General features: G+C 60.3%; 16 protein-coding genes. 12 read left to right on the forward strand and 4 right to left on the reverse strand.

Annotated features, from left to right (window positions below):
- Positions 1-18: 18 nt before the first annotated feature.
- A complete protein-coding gene (locus NIBR502773_RS15695; protein ID WP_141156394.1) occupies positions 19-309 on the reverse strand; it encodes a DUF2782 domain-containing protein in 291 nt (96 codons plus the stop codon).
- A 74-nt stretch (positions 310-383) separates the two neighbouring features.
- Between NIBR502773_RS15695 and polA the strand changes: the two genes are divergently transcribed.
- Complete coding sequence (gene polA, locus NIBR502773_RS15700) at positions 384-3,167, forward strand: DNA polymerase I (protein WP_141156395.1); 2,784 nt, start codon at positions 384-386, stop codon at positions 3,165-3,167.
- A 269-nt stretch (positions 3,168-3,436) separates the two neighbouring features.
- Here the strand turns inward: polA and yihA are convergent, their stop codons facing one another.
- Positions 3,437-4,078 carry a ribosome biogenesis GTP-binding protein YihA/YsxC gene (gene yihA, locus NIBR502773_RS15705; protein ID WP_027608030.1) on the reverse strand — a complete coding sequence of 214 codons (642 nt, stop codon included), beginning with the start codon at positions 4,076-4,078 and terminating at the stop codon, positions 3,437-3,439.
- A 192-nt stretch (positions 4,079-4,270) separates the two neighbouring features.
- On the opposite strand from yihA, the gene NIBR502773_RS15710 reads away from it, so the two are divergent.
- From NIBR502773_RS15710 to NIBR502773_RS15735, 6 genes are all read left to right on the forward strand, one after another.
- Positions 4,271-4,573: a cytochrome c5 family protein gene (locus NIBR502773_RS15710; protein ID WP_141156396.1), complete on the forward strand. Its 303-nt coding sequence runs from the start codon at positions 4,271-4,273 to the stop codon at positions 4,571-4,573.
- A 33-nt stretch (positions 4,574-4,606) separates the two neighbouring features.
- On the forward strand, positions 4,607-5,233 hold the full coding sequence (locus tag NIBR502773_RS15715; protein ID WP_065926859.1) for a cytochrome c4: 627 nt from the start codon (positions 4,607-4,609) through the stop codon (positions 5,231-5,233).
- Positions 5,234-5,402: 169 nt separating this feature from the next.
- Positions 5,403-6,038, forward strand: a complete 636-nt coding sequence (dsbA, locus tag NIBR502773_RS15720; RefSeq protein WP_027608027.1) for a thiol:disulfide interchange protein DsbA — start codon at positions 5,403-5,405, stop codon at positions 6,036-6,038.
- A gap of 10 nt (positions 6,039-6,048) precedes the next feature.
- Positions 6,049-6,927, forward strand: coding sequence for an endonuclease/exonuclease/phosphatase family protein (locus tag NIBR502773_RS15725; protein WP_065937860.1), 879 nt, complete (start codon positions 6,049-6,051; stop codon positions 6,925-6,927).
- Positions 6,924-8,990 (forward strand): GGDEF domain-containing protein, encoded by a 2,067-nt coding sequence (locus NIBR502773_RS15730; RefSeq protein ID WP_141156397.1) that lies wholly within the window; start codon positions 6,924-6,926, stop codon positions 8,988-8,990. Before NIBR502773_RS15725 ends, NIBR502773_RS15730 begins: the two co-directional genes overlap by 4 nt.
- A gap of 87 nt (positions 8,991-9,077) precedes the next feature.
- On the forward strand, positions 9,078-9,854 hold the full coding sequence (locus tag NIBR502773_RS15735) for an N-acetylmuramoyl-L-alanine amidase (RefSeq protein WP_027608024.1): 777 nt from the start codon (positions 9,078-9,080) through the stop codon (positions 9,852-9,854).
- A 7-nt stretch (positions 9,855-9,861) separates the two neighbouring features.
- Here the strand turns inward: NIBR502773_RS15735 and NIBR502773_RS15740 are convergent, their stop codons facing one another.
- Together NIBR502773_RS15740 and algB are read right to left on the reverse strand one after the other, a co-directional pair.
- Complete coding sequence (locus tag NIBR502773_RS15740) at positions 9,862-11,649, reverse strand: KinB sensor domain-containing domain (protein WP_115488290.1); 1,788 nt, start codon at positions 11,647-11,649, stop codon at positions 9,862-9,864.
- 10 nt (positions 11,650-11,659) lie between these two features.
- Entirely contained in the window at positions 11,660-13,006 is a 1,347-nt protein-coding gene (algB, locus tag NIBR502773_RS15745; protein WP_027608022.1) for a sigma-54-dependent response regulator transcription factor AlgB, read from the reverse strand.
- Positions 13,007-13,384: 378 nt separating this feature from the next.
- Here algB and NIBR502773_RS15750 point away from each other — a divergent pair, with 378 nt between their 5' ends.
- The 5 genes from NIBR502773_RS15750 (at position 13,385) to NIBR502773_RS15770 (ending at position 17,774) form a co-directional block, all read left to right on the forward strand.
- Positions 13,385-13,669 (forward strand): hypothetical protein, encoded by a 285-nt coding sequence (locus NIBR502773_RS15750; RefSeq protein ID WP_115488332.1) that lies wholly within the window; start codon positions 13,385-13,387, stop codon positions 13,667-13,669.
- An 83-nt stretch (positions 13,670-13,752) separates the two neighbouring features.
- Positions 13,753-13,917, forward strand: coding sequence for a DUF1328 domain-containing protein (locus tag NIBR502773_RS15755; protein WP_003170804.1), 165 nt, complete (start codon positions 13,753-13,755; stop codon positions 13,915-13,917).
- A gap of 2 nt (positions 13,918-13,919) precedes the next feature.
- The gene (locus tag NIBR502773_RS15760; RefSeq protein ID WP_115488289.1) at positions 13,920-14,387 is read left to right on the forward strand and encodes an inhibitor of vertebrate lysozyme family protein; all 468 of its coding nucleotides are present in this window, start codon (positions 13,920-13,922) and stop codon (positions 14,385-14,387) included.
- Positions 14,388-15,114: 727 nt separating this feature from the next.
- Positions 15,115-16,446 carry a glutamate/aspartate:proton symporter GltP gene (gene gltP, locus NIBR502773_RS15765; protein WP_141156398.1) on the forward strand — a complete coding sequence of 444 codons (1,332 nt, stop codon included), beginning with the start codon at positions 15,115-15,117 and terminating at the stop codon, positions 16,444-16,446.
- A gap of 98 nt (positions 16,447-16,544) precedes the next feature.
- A complete protein-coding gene (locus NIBR502773_RS15770; RefSeq protein WP_027608018.1) occupies positions 16,545-17,774 on the forward strand; it encodes a nucleoside recognition domain-containing protein in 1,230 nt (409 codons plus the stop codon).
- Positions 17,775-17,797: the final 23 nt, after the last annotated feature.

Here is a 17,797-nt window from a genome sequence, read left to right on the forward strand (position 1 = left end):
CCAATTGAAGTTAAGAAATCATTTCCATTCGAAGATCTTCCATGACGGGATCAGCATATCCGGCTGGTCAGAGCGGATGAAGTTCGCGTCGGTTCCGTCCGCGCGTACTAGGAAATACGGAGGCGCACCTTTTACGGTCACCTTGATTGCATACAGGAAACCGTTCTGACGGTACTCCTGGATAGTCCGGTCGCCTTCCGTGCGAATGGTCACTTCCGGATCACCCGAAGGCGCGCTGTCTGCCGCCATGGCAGCCATCGGAGCGAATGCAATCAGGCCGGTCAACAGCAGGCGATTGAATGTACGCATGATAACCTTGTCCCTTTGTTTTCATTGGTCCGGCTATTCTAGCGCCTGACCCGCCGAAAAGGTTGATCCTGCTCATGAGCCAAGCCCCCCTCGTCCTGGTGGACGGTTCGTCTTACCTGTACCGCGCGTTCCACGCGCTGCCACCGCTGACCACCTCCAAAGGCCTGCCGACCGGTGCGGTCAAGGGCGTGTTGAACATGCTCAAAAGCCTGCGCAAGCAGTACCCGGACAGCCCGTTCGCGGTAGTGTTCGACGCCAAGGGTGGGACGTTTCGCGATGACATGTACGCCGAATACAAGGCCAACCGCCCAAGCATGCCCGATGACATGCGCGTGCAAATCGAGCCCCTGCACCAGAGCGTGATCGCCCTGGGCTTCCCTTTGCTGTGCGTCGAAGGCGTCGAGGCCGATGACGTGATCGGCACCCTGGCCCGCAGCAGTGCCGCCGCTGACCGTCCGGTGGTGATCTCCACCGGAGATAAGGACATGGCGCAGTTGGTCGACGGGCACATTACCCTGGTCAACACCATGACCGGTAGCTCGATGGACATCGAGGGCGTAAAGGAGAAATTTGGCGTCGCTCCGGAGCAGATCATCGACTATCTGGCGTTGATGGGCGATTCGTCCGACAACATCCCGGGCGTTCCGGGCATTGGTCCGAAGACCGCTTCCGGCTTGCTGGTGGGCGTGAACGGCGGCCTCAAAGAGCTTTATGAGCAGCTGGACATTGTGCCGACCCTGCCGATCCGGGGTGCCAAGACGCTGCCGGCGAAGCTGGAAGAGCATAAGGAGATGGCATTCCTCTCCTATCAGTTGGCGACGATCAAGATCGATGTGCCGCTGGACGTGGGTCTGGACGATTTGCACCTGATTGAACCGGATCGCGAAAAGTTGCTGGAGCTTTACACCCTGCTGGAGTTCAAGAGCTGGTTCGATGAGATTCAGCGCGATGCCAAGCGAGTGGAGCTCAAGGCCGCGCCTGTTGCCGAAGATGTTATTGAAGCTACGCCTGCGGCACCCGCAGAAACGACCTACACCACGATCCTCGACCAAGCCACATTCGATGTCTGGCTGAAGAAACTCAACGACGCGACGTTGTTCGCTTTCGACACCGAAACCACCGGGATCGACGCTCAGCAGGCGCAACTGGTGGGGGTTTCCTTCGCCGTGCAGCCCCATGAAGCCGCCTACATCCCGCTGACCCATTCCTACATCGGTGCGCCGCAGCAGCTGGATCGCGACACCGTGCTGCTGGCCTTGAAGCCATTATTGGAAGACCCGAGCAAGCTCAAGGTCGGCCAGCACGCCAAGTTCGACATGAATATCCTGGCCAACTGTGCCATCGGCGGTGACCCGGCGAATGGCATCAGCGTGCGCGGTATCGCGTTCGACACCATGCTTGAATCCTACGTGTTGAATTCCACTGCGACCCGCCATGACATGGACAGCCTGGCCAAGAAGTACCTGGACTACGACACCGTCAGTTTCCAGGACATCGCCGGCAAAGGCGCCAAGCAGCTCACCTTCGACCAGATCCCGCTCGAACAGGCTGGCCCTTATGCTGCCGAAGATGCGGACGTGACGCTGCGCCTGCATCAGGCATTGCACGCACAGCTCACCGCCATCCCGAGCCTGGCAAGTGTGCTGACGGACATCGAAATCCCCCTGGTACCGGTGCTGGCGCGTATCGAACGCCAGGGCGCCCTGGTGGATGCGCAGCTGCTCGGTGTCCAGAGCATCGAGCTGGGCAACAAGATGGTTGAGCTGGAGCGCCAGGCGTTCGAGATCGCCGGCGAAGAGTTCAACCTGGGTTCGCCCAAGCAGCTCGGCGCGATTCTCTACGAGAAACTCGGCCTGCCGGTGCTGAAAAAGACGGGCAAGGGCCAGGCATCCACGGCAGAGGAAGTGCTGGCCAAGCTGGCCGAAGATGACTATCCGCTGCCCAAGGTACTGATGCAGTACCGCAGCATGAGCAAGCTGAAAAGCACTTACACCGACCGCTTGCCGGAGCAGATCAACCCGCGGACCGGGCGTGTTCACACCTCTTACCATCAGGCGGTGGCGGCGACCGGGCGGCTGTCTTCCAGCGACCCGAACCTGCAGAACATCCCGGTGCGCACCGCCGAAGGGCGGCGCATCCGCCAGGCGTTTGTCGCGCCCAAGGGCTACAAACTGCTGGCGGCGGACTATTCGCAGATCGAGCTGCGGATCATGGCGCACCTGTCCAAGGACGAAGGGCTGATGAATGCGTTCCGTAACGACCTGGACGTGCATACCGCCACGGCGGCCGAGGTGTTCAAGGTCGAATTGGCTGAGGTCACCTCCAATCAGCGTCGCAGTGCCAAGGCGATCAACTTTGGCCTGATCTACGGTATGGGGGCCCAGAAGCTCGGCAAGGACATCGGTGTCGATACCAAGACCGCCAAGGCTTACATCGATGTGTACTTCGCCCGCTACCCAGGCGTTCGCGAGTACATGGAGCGCACCCGCGCCCAGGCTGCCGATCAAGGTTACGTGGAAACCTTCTTCGGACGTCGGCTGTATTTGCCGGATATCAACTCCAACAAGCCCCAGGAGCGCGCGGCCGCAGAACGCACGGCGATCAACGCGCCGATGCAGGGCACGGCGGCGGATATCATCAAGAAAGCCATGGTGCTGGTGGATAACTGGCTGACCGCGTCGGGCCTGGATGCCAAGGTGATCCTGCAGGTACACGATGAGCTGGTGCTGGAGGTGCGTGAGGATCTGGTGGCCGAGGTCAGCGAGAAGATTCGCGAGCACATGAGTGCGGCGGCGCAGTTGGATGTGCCGTTGGTGGTGGACGTTGGCGTAGGCGACAACTGGGACGAAGCGCACTGATTTCGCGGCATCGCCACCACCGAGCGTGGTGGCGGAATGCTTTAGATCGGAAATCCGCTTCAGTTATTTCCAATAGTTTTTTGAACCTGCCGGAACTTAACCTGTGAACTGCTACTCAGAGTTACTGAATGGGTGGTGAAGCCCTTCAATGCTCCTATGTTGTGTTAAGTGTTGGCAGATATCCGGACCCCGCCCTAGCGGTCCGGTACTTGAACCCCGAACTTCCCCTCCCCATACGAAGTCCGGGGTTTTTTTTGCCCGCAGAAAAGTTACTCGGCGAGTTCCGCGCCTTTGTCAGCCAATTCCATCCAGCCGGCCAGCACGGTATAGGCATCTTCCAGGCCCATGCGCTTGGGGGCCGAGAACAGCTGGATGGTGATTGTGTCACCCCAACCCTTGCGGATTTCGGACTGCACTTTGAGCAGGGTGTTCTTGGCGGCGCCATAGGTGAGCTTGTCGGCCTTGGTCAGCAGGATATGCATCGGCATGCCGCTGGCGACCGCCCAATCCAGCATCAGCAGGTCGAAGTCGGTCATTGGATGACGGATATCCATCATCAGGATCAACCCCTTCAAACTCTCGCGGCCACCCAGGTAAGCCTCCAGGTGACGCTGCCAGTGCAGCTTCAGCGGGATAGGTACTTTTGCATAACCGTAGCCCGGCAGGTCGACCAGACGCCGATCATCGTCTAGCTTGAAGAAGTTGAGTAACTGCGTGCGGCCCGGGGTTTTCGAGGTGCGCGCGAGGCTGGCGTGGGTCAGGGTGTTCAGTGCGCTGGATTTACCGGCGTTGGAGCGACCGGCAAAGGCGACTTCAAAGCCTTCGTCATCGGGGCATTGGTCAACTTTGGCGGCGCTGAGCATGAAGGTGGACTGTTGGCACAGGCCGAGGATGGGGTTCTTGAGTTGCATGAGATTTCCGATGTGGGCGGTGCCGAAAAAGGGTGCGGCAAGCGGTGTCGTTTCCGTTTCAGTAGCGCCAGTATATAATGCCGCAGATTTTGTGTGTGCTTTGTCCCAGCGAAGGATGAAGTTCACGGGAGCGATAGACCTTTATTGCGCATTAGAACGCAAAACGCTCTCAAACCCTGAAAAGGTCGATGTATGACCCGATGGTTGCTCGCTTTTGGTGCCCTGGTTCCGCTGTATGGCGCTCAGGCTACACAGGATCCGGAAGCGGTGTACAACCGAGTTTGCGTGGCTTGCCATGCCGGCCAACTGCCGAACGCCCCGAAACGGGGTGACCAGGCAGCCTGGGCGCCAAGACTGGCGCAGGGCATGGACATGCTGGTGCAACACGTGACCCAGGGTTTCAAGGCAATGCCGCCGCGTGGTTTGTGCATGGACTGCAGTACCGAGGATTACCAGGCCATCATTGAGTTGATGGTGAGTAAACCCGGTAGATAACTCTTAAACCCTTAGCCGTAGTTGGATTAGCTGATGAACAAACTGATCGTGAGTCTGCTGTTGACCTTGGGCATCACCGGTGTTGCCGTCGCCGCAGAGGGCCCCCTTAAAGGTGATGCCACTGCCGGTCAAGCGAAAGCCGCCGTATGTGGTGCCTGCCATGGGCCGGATGGTAACAGCCCGGCGCCGAACTTCCCCAAATTGGCCGGCCAGGGTGAGCGTTACCTGACCAAGCAGATGCACGACATCAAGGATGGCAAGCGTACGGTCCTGGAAATGACCGGTCTGCTGACCAACCTCAGTGACCAGGACCTGGCAGACCTCGCGGCTTATTTTGCCAGCCAGAAAGGCAGTGTGGGAGCTGCTGATCCGAAACTGGTTGCTCGTGGTGAAAAACTGTTCCGCGGCGGTGACCTGGATAAAGGCCTGCCTGCCTGCACCGGTTGCCACTCGCCCAATGGCGCGGGCATAGCCGCCGCCGGCTTCCCGCACCTGAGCGGCCAGCACGCCACTTACATTGCCAAGCAACTGACCGATTTCCGTAAGGAAGAGGCAGGGCGAGCCAATGATGGCGACGCGGCAATCATGCGCACCATCGCCCGCAAGCTGAGTGACGAGGACATTGCCGCCGTCTCCAGCTACATCCAGGGCCTGCACTAAGTGCCCCGGCAACGTTAACGCTCGATTAATCCATCGATGCAAGCATAAAAAGGGTGGCTGAGGCCGCCCTTTTTTGTGGCCGCTGCCGTTACACTAACGAACTCATGCCCGCGTAGACCTGTCACAACAAAGGTCGCGTGAGGCGACTTTATTTGTCCAGGAGTAAAGCATGCGTAATCTGATCCTCAGCGCCGCTCTCGTCACTGCCAGCCTCTTCGGCATGACCGCGCAAGCTGCCGATGTGCCGCTTGAAGCCGGTAAAACCTACGTTGAATTGGCCAACCCAGTGCCCGTTTCGGTGCCGGGCAAGATCGAAGTGGTGGAGCTGTTCTGGTACGGCTGCCCGCATTGCTACGCTTTTGAGCCGGTCATCAACCCTTGGGTCGAGAAGCTGCCCAAGGACGTGAACTTCAAGCGCATCCCCGCCATGTTCGGCGGCCCATGGGATGCCCACGGCCAACTGTTCCTGACCCTGGAAGCCATGGGTGTGGAGCACAAGGTCCACAACGCGGTATTCGACGCCATCCAGAAACAAGGCAAGCGCCTGACCAAACCGGACGAAATGGCTGACTTCATTGCCACCCAAGGCGTCGACAAGGACAAGTTCCTGGCCACCTTCAACTCCTTCGCCATCCAGGGCCAGATCAAGCAGGCCAAGGAGCTGGCGCAGAAGTACGGCGTGCAAGGCGTACCGACCATGATTGTGAACGGCAAGTATCGTTTCGACCTGGGCACCACCGGTGGTCCTGAAGCGACCCTCAACGTTGCCGACCAGTTGATTGCCAAAGAACGCGCAGCCAAGTAAGGGGCTCCTCATGCGCCGCTGGGGTACTGAACGTGTGGTTGGCCTGCGTGAACCGCAGGTCAACGAACATCATCTGGAGTCCACAGGTTTGCCGGCCGACAACCGCCTGCGCCTGCTCAGCTTCAATATCCAGGTGGGCAACAGCACCGAGAAGTACCGACACTACCTCACCCGGGGCTGGCAGCATTTGCTGCCCCACAACGGACGGGCCGGTAACCTGCAGAAGATCGGCGACCTGTTGAATGATTTCGACCTGGTCGCCCTGCAGGAAGCCGACGGCGGCAGCATGCGTTCCGGCTATATCAATCAGGTCGAACACCTGGCGCACCTCGGGGCGTTCCCCTACTGGTACCAGCAGCTCAATCGCAACCTCGGGCGCCTGGCGCAGCACAGTAATGGTGTGCTCAGCCGTTTGAAGCCCACCTCCATCGAAGATCACCCATTGCCGGGCCCCAAGGGGCGCGGGGCGATTCTCGTGCGGTTTGGCGAAGGCCCTGAGGCCTTGGTGGTGGTGATGATGCACCTGGCGCTCGGGGGGCGTACGCGCAACCTGCAGTTGGCCTACGTGCGCGACCTGATTGGCAATTACAAGCATCAGGTGTTGATGGGTGACATGAACACCCATGCGAACGACCTCCTGCTGAATTCCCCGTTGCGTGACCTCGGGCTACTGGCGCCGCAAGTCGAAGCCACGTTCCCCAGCTGGCGCCCGCAACGCTGTCTTGACCATATCCTGCTCAGCCCGAGCCTCACACTCGAGAGTGTGCAGGTACTGGCGCAGCCCATCTCCGATCACCTGCCAGTCGCGGTAGAGATTCGTCTGCCGGGTTCGCTCACGGCTGATGCATTGCCCGCGTTGAGCCCTGGCCCTCGCGGACCCCTTGCATGAGCGACGACGCCCAGCGCTGGAAAGAGAAATACCTGTTAAGCATCGAGCAACAAGAAAAGCTCGAACGCCGTTGGGCTGCCCGCCTCGACCTGCTGCGTCGTGGGCTGGTGCGCAGCACACTGGCGGCGGAAGGCACCGACCGTGCGGTTGACCAGTGCATGAAGGAAATGCGCGACGTCGTGCGTACCGACGACATGGATGCCGCCCTCGCCGCCTTGCTGCCGCGCCTGGAGAAGGCGGTACTGGATTCGGAGCAGCGCCGCGAAACCCGGATCGACCAGATTAGTACCGCACTGACCTCCCTGGTCACGCAGTTGCAAAAGCTGCCGCTGCCCCGTGAGGTCGCCCGTCCGCTGAAAGCCTTTGCCAAGCAATTGGATGGCCGCGTCAGCCAGGCGCGCGAGATTCCCCTGTTGCTCAGCGAGTTGAGCAGCCTGCAAGGGCAGGCGCTGGATAACCTGGAGCCGGACGGTGAAACCGTGCGTCCCGGGCCGGGCTTGTTGCAACGCCTGTTTGGGGCCAAGGACGCTTCGAGCGAGGCGCCGGCCAGCGAGCCCATCCCCAGTCCGCCGCCGGCCCCTGTTGCCCCCAAGCCCGCCGTCGAGCCCCAGGAGCCCGAACAGTCCGACGAATTGACGCAAGCGTTGCGAGCCTTTGCGCCGCAGCCTCAGGCGCCGGTTGCCGCGCAGTCTGAAGCCACAGCGCCCGCCAAGGCTGCCGATGTCGCCAGTGAAAAGTTTGTGTACGAGGCGCCTGCCCAAAGGGCCGCAGTAGCTGCGCCTGTCGACGTATCTCCAGCACCTGTCGAGCCCGGGGAGCCTGAGCCGCAGGTGGAAGAGCCCGCCTCCGAAAGCGCGCTCGCCGCCTTTATCGAAACGCCGCAGGTTGCCGTCGAGGCGCCGCAGGAGACGGTGATCGGCAGCCTCTCGTTCCCTCCGGTTCTTGACGTCGAAGAACCGGACCCCGATGAACTTCAATCGGATGGCCTCTACTCCCTGCCGGATTCACCGGAGCCATCGTACAGCTCCGTGGCCAAGCACATCGAAGACACCCTGATCGGTCTGCTTGAGGAGTTGGCCTTGCCCGAGCGCCATCGGCCCCAGGCCGAAGCCATGCGTGAGCGCTTGGCCCACGGCTTGAATTGGTACGAATTGCTGCCGATCCTCGATGACCTGGCGGTGCTGATGCTGGCGATCACCGACAGCGGCCAGCACGAGTTTGAGGCTTACCTCAAACAGCTCAACGAACGCCTTGAAGCCTTCCAGGGCCATCTGCAAGTGGCCAGCGACGGCCATGCCGACAGCCGCTCCGCTGCCAGGGAGCTGGACACGCAGATTCGCGAACAGGTCGACGGCCTGCAAAGCAGTGTCCAGGAAGCCGCGGACCTGGACAGCCTCAAGCAGGTGCTCGAAAGCCATCTGGAGGGTTTGCTTGGGACCATGGACGAGCACCAGCAACAACGTGACCAGCGCGAGCAGGAAGTGGCGGCGCGCCTGAAAGGCCTGGCCGAGCGGGTCGCCAATATGGAGCAGGAAGCCCAGGGTTACCGTGAGCACCTGGAGGTGCAACGCCAGAAGGCCTTGATCGATCCGCTCACCGGCTTGCCTAACCGCGCGGCCTGGAGCGAGCGTCTGGACCATGAGGTCAATGCCTGGCACCAGCGTGGCAATAGCCTTTCGCTGGCGATGTTGGACCTGGACCACTTCAAGCGCATCAACGATGGCTACGGCCATCTGGCGGGTGACAAGGTGCTGAAAATCATCGCCAACGTCCTGCGTAAGCGCCTGCGCCCCAGTGACTTTATCGCGCGTTTTGGCGGTGAGGAGTTTGTGTTGCTGATGCCTGACTCAACCCTTTCGGACGCCCTGGCAGTGGGGGAAGTACTGCGTGCCGCGATTGCCGCCTGCCCGTTCCACTTCAAGGGCGAGCCGGTGACGATTACCGTGTCCATGGGCGTGGCGCAACTGCAGCCGGGTGAGCGCAGTGAGCTGGCGCTCAAGCGAGCCGACGAGGCGTTGTATCGGGCCAAGGCGGCTGGGCGTAATCAGGTGCAGGCCGCATAAAAGACGTTCCATCGTGTAATTTGACCGCTGGCCACAAACGGTACGTTACACTGTTGCATTATCGTCTTCAGCGTACTGTCTTCCGCCATGAAATCCTTGTACTTCGCCTGTGTATTTCTTCTGCTCGCCGGCTGCGCCAGTGGTCCGCGCCTGGACACCCGCCACCCTTCGGCGAACCACGACAATCGCGTGCAGTTCGTGGTCGTGCACTACACCTCCACCAACCTTGAGCGTTCCCTCGCCCTGCTGACCCACGGCCAGGTCAGCGCTCACTACCTGATCGGTGACGACGCCGGCGCCACCATCTACAAGCTGGTGGATGAGAGCCAACGTGCCTGGCATGCGGGAGAAAGCGAGTGGATGGGGCGTACCTGGCTCAACTCCAGCTCCATCGGCATCGAGATCGTAAACCCGGGCTATAAGGACACCCCCACAGGCCGCTTGTGGTACCCCTACTCCGAGGCCCAGGTGAAATCGCTGGTGGTGCTGCTCAAGGACATCAGCAAGCGCAATGGCATCGACCCCAGGAACATCATCGGCCATAGCGATATCGCGCCGCTGCGCAAGCTCGACCCGGGGCCGCTGTTCCCCTGGAAGCGCCTGGCCGATGAAGGCCTGAGTGTGTGGCCGGATGCCCAGGCCGTCGCCCGTTTCCAGGTGCAGTACGCCGCTGAATTGCCGAGCATCACCTGGTTCCAGGAAGAATTGGCGCTCCTCGGTTACCCGACACCCCAGACGGGTGAGTTGGATGTCGCCACGCGCCATGTGATCGCGGCGTTCCAGATGCGCTTCCGGCCATCCCGGTTCGATGGCGTGCCGGATGCCGAAAGTGCTGCCATCCTGCGTGCCCTGAACCGGCGCTAGCTGGCGCCTACAAGGGCAGCGCCATATAGAACTGGGTGCCCTGCCCCGGCCGCGAATACACCCCCATACGGCCGCCGTGCAATTGCACGATCTCCTTGCACAGCGCCAGCCCCAGGCCGGCGCCGCCCTTCTTGCGCCCAACCTGGACAAAGGGTTCGAAGATGCGCCCTTGCTGGCCATAAGCGATACCTTCGCCGTTGTCTTCGACGCTGATAATCACCCGTTCGCCATGACGTCGGGCCTGCAGGCGAATCTGCCCGCCGTCGGCGGTATGACGCAGGGCATTGCCCAGCAGGTTGTCGAGTACCCGTTCCAATTGCGCCTGGTCGGCATACAGCCGTGGCAGGTCGGATTGCACTTCTACCAGCAGTTCGATGTGTTGCGCATTGGCGGGCTCCACAAAGCGCGCGCGGGCGTGTTCGAGCAGATCGGTCACGTCGCAGGGGCCCAAGGTGAGTTTCTGCAGGCCGTTCTGGTAGCGCGAGAAATTGAGCAGGTCGTTGATCAACTGCATCAGGCGCTGCATTTCTTCATTGACCGTATCCAGCAGGTCCGCTTCACGGGAGTCCGGCGGGAACTTCGCGCGTTCACGGAACAGGCCGAACGCCATGTGCATGCCGGTCACCGGCGTGCGCAGTTCATGGGAGGCGCGCAAGACGAATTCGCTGCGCACTCGCTCGAAGGCGCGCTGTTCGGTGACGTCGTGCAGCACCATCACCGCCCCAAGGATATGTCCCTGGGTATGGCTGACAGGGGTGAGGCTGTAGGTCAGCAGGCGCAGTTCGCCCTCGACTTCGACTTCCAGGTCCTCCGGCGCGCGCTCCAGGGTGCCGCCGCGCAACACCAGTTGCAGTTGTTCATCCAGCTCCGGGCGCACCAGGGCTTCGCCAAGGCCTTGGCCGAGGCGTTCCTCGTCCCAGCCCAATTGGCGTTGTGCAACCGGATTGAGATGCTCCAGGCGGCCTTGGCGGTCAATCATCAGCAGGCCGTCGTCGATGCTGTCGAGCACGGCTTGCAGGCGCTGCTGGCCGGCCAGCAACTCGTCAACGTTAGTCGCCTGATGCTGGCGCACCGCCTCGGCCATAAGGCCGAAGCGACGCGTCAACAGGTTCATTTCCGCTGCCGAAGAGAGCGGCAGCGTCACTTCAAAATCGCCCTGGCCGATCTTGTCCGCTGCTTTTGCCAGCGCTTCGATCGGGCCGCCAAATCGCCGGGCGATGCCATGGGCCGTGACAAATCCGATGATCAGCACGGCAAGGCCCACCAACCCCAGCAAACCGGCGATCAGCAAGGCGCGTGCGCGGGATTTATGTTCGCTGGTGCTGATGTTTTCCAAGGCCTGCTTATGTTCGGCAATCAGCCCGTTACGCAGCACATTGAAGGTTTCGGTGAGTTTTTCCTTGCTGCCCGGTGGTGGCGACGCCTGCTGGGATTGCTCGAAGGCGTCCAGCAGGTCCTGGTATTGGGCCCGCGCCTGGCTGAAGCCGTGGCTATGGCCGTCACGTTGCTCATGGGCGATGCCTTGGTCCAGCAGGTCGAAGTAATGCTGCTTTGAGCTTTGCAATGCCTGCGGATCGGGGCGATGTTCCAGCATCATGATCAGCTGGTCGCCCAGGCTTTGGCGCAGCTTGAGTCCCAGGTCCAGCGTGACGAAGTTGCTGCGAATCAGGGACTCCTGGGTCTTGGCCATTTGCATGACGCTGACCAGACCCAGGATCAGACCCAGCAAGGCGACGGTGATCAGCGCTGAGATACTCAGGAACAACCGAGTGCGCAGTTTCATCGCTAGCTTCATAGGGTGCAGCTCACAGGTTGTACTGTTTGCGTTTGCGGTACAGGGTCGACGCGTCGATGCCGAGGGTGCGGGCGGCCTGGTCCAGGGTATCGCTGGTGGCCAGTACGGCGCCGATATGGGCTTTCTCCAGCTCGTCCAGGCTCAGCGCCGCGCCAATTCGTGGGGCGTTATTGGTCGGTTGCTCGGCCATGCCGAGGTGGATGATTTCGACCTTTTCCTGTGGGCAGATGATGCTGGCGCGTTCCACCACGTTGCGCAGTTCGCGGATATTGCCTGGCCAGCGATAGTTGAGCAGCGCTTCGCGCGCCTGATCACTGAAGCCTCGCGCCGGGCGGGCGTATTCCTTGACGAAGCGCGCCAGGAAACGGTCTGCCAGGGTGAGGATGTCTTCACTGCGCTCGCGCAGCGGTGGCAGGTGCAAGGTGATGACGTTGAGGCGATACAGCAAGTCTTCACGGAAGCGACCGTCGCGCACCATGTCTTCCAGGTTCAGGTTGGTGGCGGCCAGGATACGCACATCGGCGCGACGGGTGACCGGGTCGCCCACGCGCTCATACTCCTTGTCCTGGATAAATCGCAGCAACTTGGGTTGCAGAGTGAGGGGAAAGTCGCCGATCTCGTCGAGAAACAGCGTACCGCCGTCCGCCTGGTTGACTCGGCCCAACGTGCTCTCACTGGCGCCGGTAAAGGCACCACGGCTATGGCCAAACAGCTCGCTTTCCATCAGTTCTGCCGTCAGCGACGGACAGTTGATGGTCACGCAGGATTTCTTCGCGCGCTTGCTCCAGCCGTGAATGGCCCGGGCCAGTTCGCCTTTACCCGTGCCGGACTCGCCGAGGATCAGGATGTTGGCATCGGTGCCCGCCACCTGGCGTGCGGTTTCAAGCACAACCATCATTGACGGGCTGTGGGAGTCGAGGCCGTCTTTCTGCTGGCGTACCGCGCCTTCCAATACTTCCAGGCGCGCGGAAAGTTGGCGTACTTCCAGCTGTTTGGCGGTGGCCAGGCGAAGTTGGTCGGGGCTGCAAGGCTTGACCAGGTAGTCGGCGGCACCGGCCTGGATTGCGTCCACGGCGGTATCCACGGCGGAATGGGCGGTCACGATCACCACACGCATCCATGGCGCCTGGATACGCATCTGGGCCAATACCACCAGACCATCGTCTTCACCCAGGCGCAGGTCCAGGAAGCACAGGTCGAACACCTGGCGTTGCATCAAGGCATCGGCTTGGGCGGCGCTGTTGGCGGTGGCGACGGTGTAGCCTTCATCTTCCAGGCAATAACGGAAGGTGCGGAGGATCGCGGACTCGTCATCCACTAAAAGAATGCGGCCTTGAAGTTCCTTGGCTGATTCCATCTGTCCCGCGCTCCTTAACTATATAAATGATGGTGTTTAGTCCCGGAATAATCGGGCAAGTTGCATGGTTTATTCTGATCGATAAATGGCGATGTCGTGCAGCTATCTGCGCGGCTTCCTGCGAAGTCTCGCCTGACAGCGATTTCATGCTATCTGCCCCTTCGGCACCATCCTCTGTGCTTTCTATCCCTTCATCCGACCACTGACCATCGTGCATTTCGCACGGCGTAGTAGGGGGCATCGTGCAGGATGCTGGGCGATTGACCTAATGCATATATTTAAGTTGTTGATTTTATTGATGTTTATTTTATAAAAAAGCTGGCATGCGCTCTGCAATAGCTATCCCAACGAATAATCAGAATGTGGGAGAAATGCAGCATGACTCGCCAAAGCCTCAGCCAACTGCGTGTATCGCCACTGCGCTTGCAACAAGGGCTGTTTGCCAGCTTGGCCCTGATGGTCACGCTGATTGCAGGCCAGCAGTTGCAGCAATGGCAGCAGAGTCAGCAGCAAGCCCCAGCGTTCGACCGTCCGGTAACGACCCAGACCCATTTCAGTTCCATTGGCACCCGTAGCGCCGATGTAACCGCCCCGCAATTGCGTGTGGCCGACCAGGATTCCACCCTGGGCGAGCTGCCGACTCAAGAGCGTTGGGTGTTTTAAGCAAGAACGTCGGTCGCTTGATGTCGAGCGCCCGTCCGGCACTACCGCTGTTACCTCTTAAAAGAAGCGTAAGGAGAATCACCATGTTGAGTTGGGCAATCACATTTCTGATCATCGCCATTGTGGCTGCAGTCCTGGGCTTCGGTGGTATCGCGGGCACCGCCACGGGTATCGCCAAGATTCTCTTTGTCGTCTTCCTGGTGATGTTCATTGCTTCGTTCTTCTTTGGTCGTCGCGGCCGAGGCTGAATATGACCATTTTGTCCCTCAAAGCCATTGCTGCCGCCCTGCTCTTGGGCGGCAGCGGCCTGGCGATGGCCGCCAATGATGGCCAATCCCGAGCCAACGAATTGCTCAGTGCGGACCCGCAATACCGGGAGACTTGGCAAGGCGTGGTGAAGAAAGAAGAGCGCCTGCCGGAATGGGTGATGAACCTGTCGGGCACGGCCGAGCAAATGAATGCCGTGGAAGAAGATGGCGACAAGTACCTGGTGGGGCCGCTCTGCGAGACTGCGGATACATGCCTCCAAAAGCGCCTGATCGTCGCCTTCAGCCTCGACAAGGAAGATGCCTACGCCATGTTGGTGGAAGTCCCGGCCGGTTTGCCGGCGGACAAGTCTCCGACCCGGCACGCCGATTATCGGTTTATCGGTAAGCCGGACGAAGGCATGCAAAAGCTGCTCATGGAGCAGCTGAAGAAAGATCCGAATTGGTACTAGGTTGCGTCTGACGCGTCTGTCGTCTGCGCAATCAGCGTCCATGGAAAGAAGCCCCGCGCTTCTTTCTGTCTGCATTGCCCGCCAAGGGTGATGCATGACCAGGGGGCCGGGTTGCTCTGATCAATCGGGATCGGCGTGACCTACGGGCACAGGGAGTGCCTGCGCAAGGGCCGGGTCAGGCGAAAAGCTGCGACGCAGGTTCACAAGCCCACGGCTTGCTGAACTTGCGGCGGGCTTGTGACTCTTATTCCCGCCTCATATGCCGCCCATAGCCGCAAATCCTGACTTTGCTTTCGACCAACCATTTCTGGGTGTGTCGGGGCGACCATCTATCGAGAAAGTTTTGCCCGCGCCATAGGACGTTTCCGACGCTCGACCGCAGAGTTCTCGGGCATTTCTGCCAACCTCTCCAAGACGACCAGAATCTCTGCGCGAGCCTGAATTGGCCGGTTCACGGCATATTCACCGGACAAAATGTCACATTTGAACTGACCGTTCGGACAGTTATTATGAAAAAAAGTCATGCCGATTCGGCATGGGGTAGGCGTTTACGGCATTAGACGTCGTCCCCTTGCATGGGAATAGTTGCGCCTTTTTTCGCCTGCCAGTAAGCCATTTCGGCCATGCTGCGGTGACCTTCCATGGAGGCAGATGCACACACTTTTTCGCTCTCGAGCGTTGCAGCTGGCGCATTTGCCTTAAGTTCACTTGAAGTAAGGGTAATGACATGAAGAAGGCAAAGCTAAGCCTCGCCTGGCAGATCCTCATCGGTTTGGTGCTAGGGATTGCAATCGGCGCAGTGCTCAACCATTTCAGTGCTGAAAAGGCCTGGTGGATCAGCAATGTGTTGCAGCCAGCGGGCGATATCTTTATCCGCCTGATCAAGATGATCGTGATCCCGATTGTGATTTCCTCGTTGATCGTCGGCATTGCCGGTGTCGGTGACGCGAAAAAACTCGGGCGCATCGGCGTCAAAACCATCCTTTACTTCGAAGTGGTCACCACCATCGCCATCGTGGTCGGCCTGCTGCTGGCCAACCTGTTCCACCCCGGTGCAGGCATCGACATGAGTACCCTGGGTACCGTCGATATTTCCAAGTACCAGGCGACCGCCGCCGAGGTGCAGCATGAGCACGCGTTCATCGAGACGATCCTCAACCTGATCCCGTCTAACATCTTCGCCGCTGTAGCCCGTGGCGAGATGCTGCCGATCATCTTCTTCTCCGTACTGTTCGGCCTGGGCCTGTCGAGCCTCAAGCCGGATCTGCGCGAGCCGCTGGTGACCATGTTCCAGGGCGTGTCCGAGAGCATGTTCAAAGTTACCCACATGATCATGAAGTACGCCCCCATCGGCGTGTTTGCGCTGATTGCGGTGACGGTGGCCAACTTCGGTTTCGCCTCCCTGCTGCCGCTGGCCAAGCTGGTGATCCTGGTTTACGTCGCTATCCTGTTCTTCGCCTTTGCAGTGCTGGGCCTGATCGCTCGCCTGTTCGGCTTCTCGATCCTCAAGCTGATCCGCATCTTCAAGGACGAGTTGGTGCTGGCCTACTCCACCGCCAGTTCCGAAACCGTGCTGCCGCGCGTGATCGAGAAGATGGAAGCCTACGGCGCGCCGAAGGCCATCTGCAGCTTCGTGGTACCGACCGGCTACTCGTTCAATCTCGACGGTTCGACCCTTTACCAGAGCATCGCGGCGATCTTTATCGCCCAGCTGTATGGCATCGACTTGTCGATCGGCCAGCAACTGATGCTGGTATTGACCCTGATGGTCACCTCCAAAGGCATCGCCGGTGTACCGGGCGTATCCTTCGTGGTGCTGCTGGCCACCCTGGGCAGCGTGGGCATCCCATTGGAAGGCCTGGCGTTCATCGCCGGTGTCGACCGCATCATGGATATGGCCCGCACCGCCCTGAACGTGATCGGCAACGCCCTGGCCGTGCTGGTCATCTCCCGTTGGGAAGGCATGTACGACGACGCCAAGGGCGAGCGCTACTGGAACTCCCTGCCGCACTGGCGCAGCAAGGAAGCGCTGCCGGCCGGCGAGATCACTCGCGGCTGATCGTACGATTGCGCTGACACAAGCCTCGGATAATTCCGGGGTTTGTCGTTTCTGCCAGCCCCGCTATCATTCGCCCCATCTTTCGGGGGATTCAACTGATGCTCAATGGCCTGTGGCTTGGCTTCTTTGTCGTGGCAATGGTGTCAGCACTGGCGCAATGGCTGGTGGGCGGTAACGCCGGGATTTTCGCGGCGATGGTCGAAAGCATTTTCGCCATGGCCAAATTGTCGGTGGAAGTGATGGTGCTGTTGTTCGGCACCCTGACGTTATGGCTGGGCTTCTTGCGCATCGCCGAAAAAGCCGGGATTGTCGAATGGCTGGCCAAGGCCCTGGGTCCGCTGTTCCTGCGCCTGATGCCGGAGGTGCCGGCCGGTCACCCGGCCATTGGCCTGATCACCCTCAACTTTGCCGCCAACGGCTTGGGCCTGGATAACGCAGCAACACCTATCGGCCTGAAGGCCATGAAGGCGCTGCAAGAGCTCAATCCCATCCCTAACACGGCGACTAACGCACAAATCCTGTTCCTGGTGCTCAATGCATCCTCCCTGACCCTGTTGCCGGTGACGATCTTCATGTATCGCGCCCAGCAAGGTGCGCCCGATCCGACCCTGGTATTCCTGCCGATCCTGCTGGCCACCAGCGCATCCACATTGGTGGGCCTGCTGTCGGTGGCGGTGATGCAGCGCCTGCGGCTGTGGGACCCGGTGGTGCTGGCCTACCTGGTTCCAGGCGCATTGGTACTGGGTGGGTTCATGGCCCTGCTGGCGACCCTCTCGGCCACCGCATTGGCCGGGTTGTCGTCAATCCTCGGCAACCTGACGTTGTTCGGCCTGATCATGCTGTTCCTGCTGATCGGCGCGCTGCGCAAGGTGAAGGTCTACGAAGCATTTGTCGAAGGCGCCAAGGAAGGCTTCGACGTCGCCAAGAACCTGCTGCCGTACCTGGTGGCGATGCTGTGTGCGGTGGGCGTGTTGCGTGCCTCCGGCGCGCTGGACCTGGGCCTCGAAGGCATTCGCCATGTGGTGGCCTGGACGGGCATGGACACGCGCTTTGTCGACGCCTTGCCGACGGCGATGGTCAAGCCCTTCTCCGGCAGCGCGGCCCGGGCGATGTTGATCGAGACCATGCAGACCCAGGGTGTGGACAGCTTTCCGGCGTTGGTGGCGGCGACGATTCAGGGCAGTACGGAAACCACCTTTTATGTGTTGGCGGTGTACTTCGGTTCGGTGGGCATCCAGCGGGCGCGGCATGCCGTAGGCTGCGCGTTGCTGGCTGAGTTTGCCGGTGTAGTGGCGGCGATTGCGGTGTGCTACTGGTTCTTTGGCTGAGGCTTAAATAGCTATCGGGAGCA

Origin of the sequence: Pseudomonas sp. NIBRBAC000502773, from assembly GCF_006517195.1 — a bacterium.
Classification (GTDB): Bacteria; Pseudomonadota; Gammaproteobacteria; order Pseudomonadales; family Pseudomonadaceae; genus Aquipseudomonas; species Aquipseudomonas marginalis.

Coding starts and splice junctions, on each gene's coding strand:
- NIBR502773_RS15735 (WP_027608024.1), top strand. CDS start 9,078: ATGAAATCCTTGTACTTCGCCTGTGTATTTCTTCTGCTCGCCGGCTGC.
- NIBR502773_RS15695 (WP_141156394.1), bottom strand. CDS start 309: ATGCGTACATTCAATCGCCTGCTGTTGACCGGCCTGATTGCATTCGCT.
- NIBR502773_RS15755 (WP_003170804.1), top strand. CDS start 13,753: ATGTTGAGTTGGGCAATCACATTTCTGATCATCGCCATTGTGGCTGCA.
- NIBR502773_RS15770 (WP_027608018.1), top strand. CDS start 16,545: ATGCTCAATGGCCTGTGGCTTGGCTTCTTTGTCGTGGCAATGGTGTCA.
- yihA (WP_027608030.1), bottom strand. CDS start 4,078: ATGCAACTCAAGAACCCCATCCTCGGCCTGTGCCAACAGTCCACCTTC.
- algB (WP_027608022.1), bottom strand. CDS start 13,006: ATGGAATCAGCCAAGGAACTTCAAGGCCGCATTCTTTTAGTGGATGAC.
- NIBR502773_RS15710 (WP_141156396.1), top strand. CDS start 4,271: ATGACCCGATGGTTGCTCGCTTTTGGTGCCCTGGTTCCGCTGTATGGC.
- NIBR502773_RS15730 (WP_141156397.1), top strand. CDS start 6,924: ATGAGCGACGACGCCCAGCGCTGGAAAGAGAAATACCTGTTAAGCATC.
- NIBR502773_RS15740 (WP_115488290.1), bottom strand. CDS start 11,649: ATGAAGCTAGCGATGAAACTGCGCACTCGGTTGTTCCTGAGTATCTCA.
- NIBR502773_RS15750 (WP_115488332.1), top strand. CDS start 13,385: ATGACTCGCCAAAGCCTCAGCCAACTGCGTGTATCGCCACTGCGCTTG.
- NIBR502773_RS15760 (WP_115488289.1), top strand. CDS start 13,920: ATGACCATTTTGTCCCTCAAAGCCATTGCTGCCGCCCTGCTCTTGGGC.
- NIBR502773_RS15725 (WP_065937860.1), top strand. CDS start 6,049: ATGCGCCGCTGGGGTACTGAACGTGTGGTTGGCCTGCGTGAACCGCAG.
- dsbA (WP_027608027.1), top strand. CDS start 5,403: ATGCGTAATCTGATCCTCAGCGCCGCTCTCGTCACTGCCAGCCTCTTC.
- gltP (WP_141156398.1), top strand. CDS start 15,115: ATGAAGAAGGCAAAGCTAAGCCTCGCCTGGCAGATCCTCATCGGTTTG.
- polA (WP_141156395.1), top strand. CDS start 384: ATGAGCCAAGCCCCCCTCGTCCTGGTGGACGGTTCGTCTTACCTGTAC.
- NIBR502773_RS15715 (WP_065926859.1), top strand. CDS start 4,607: ATGAACAAACTGATCGTGAGTCTGCTGTTGACCTTGGGCATCACCGGT.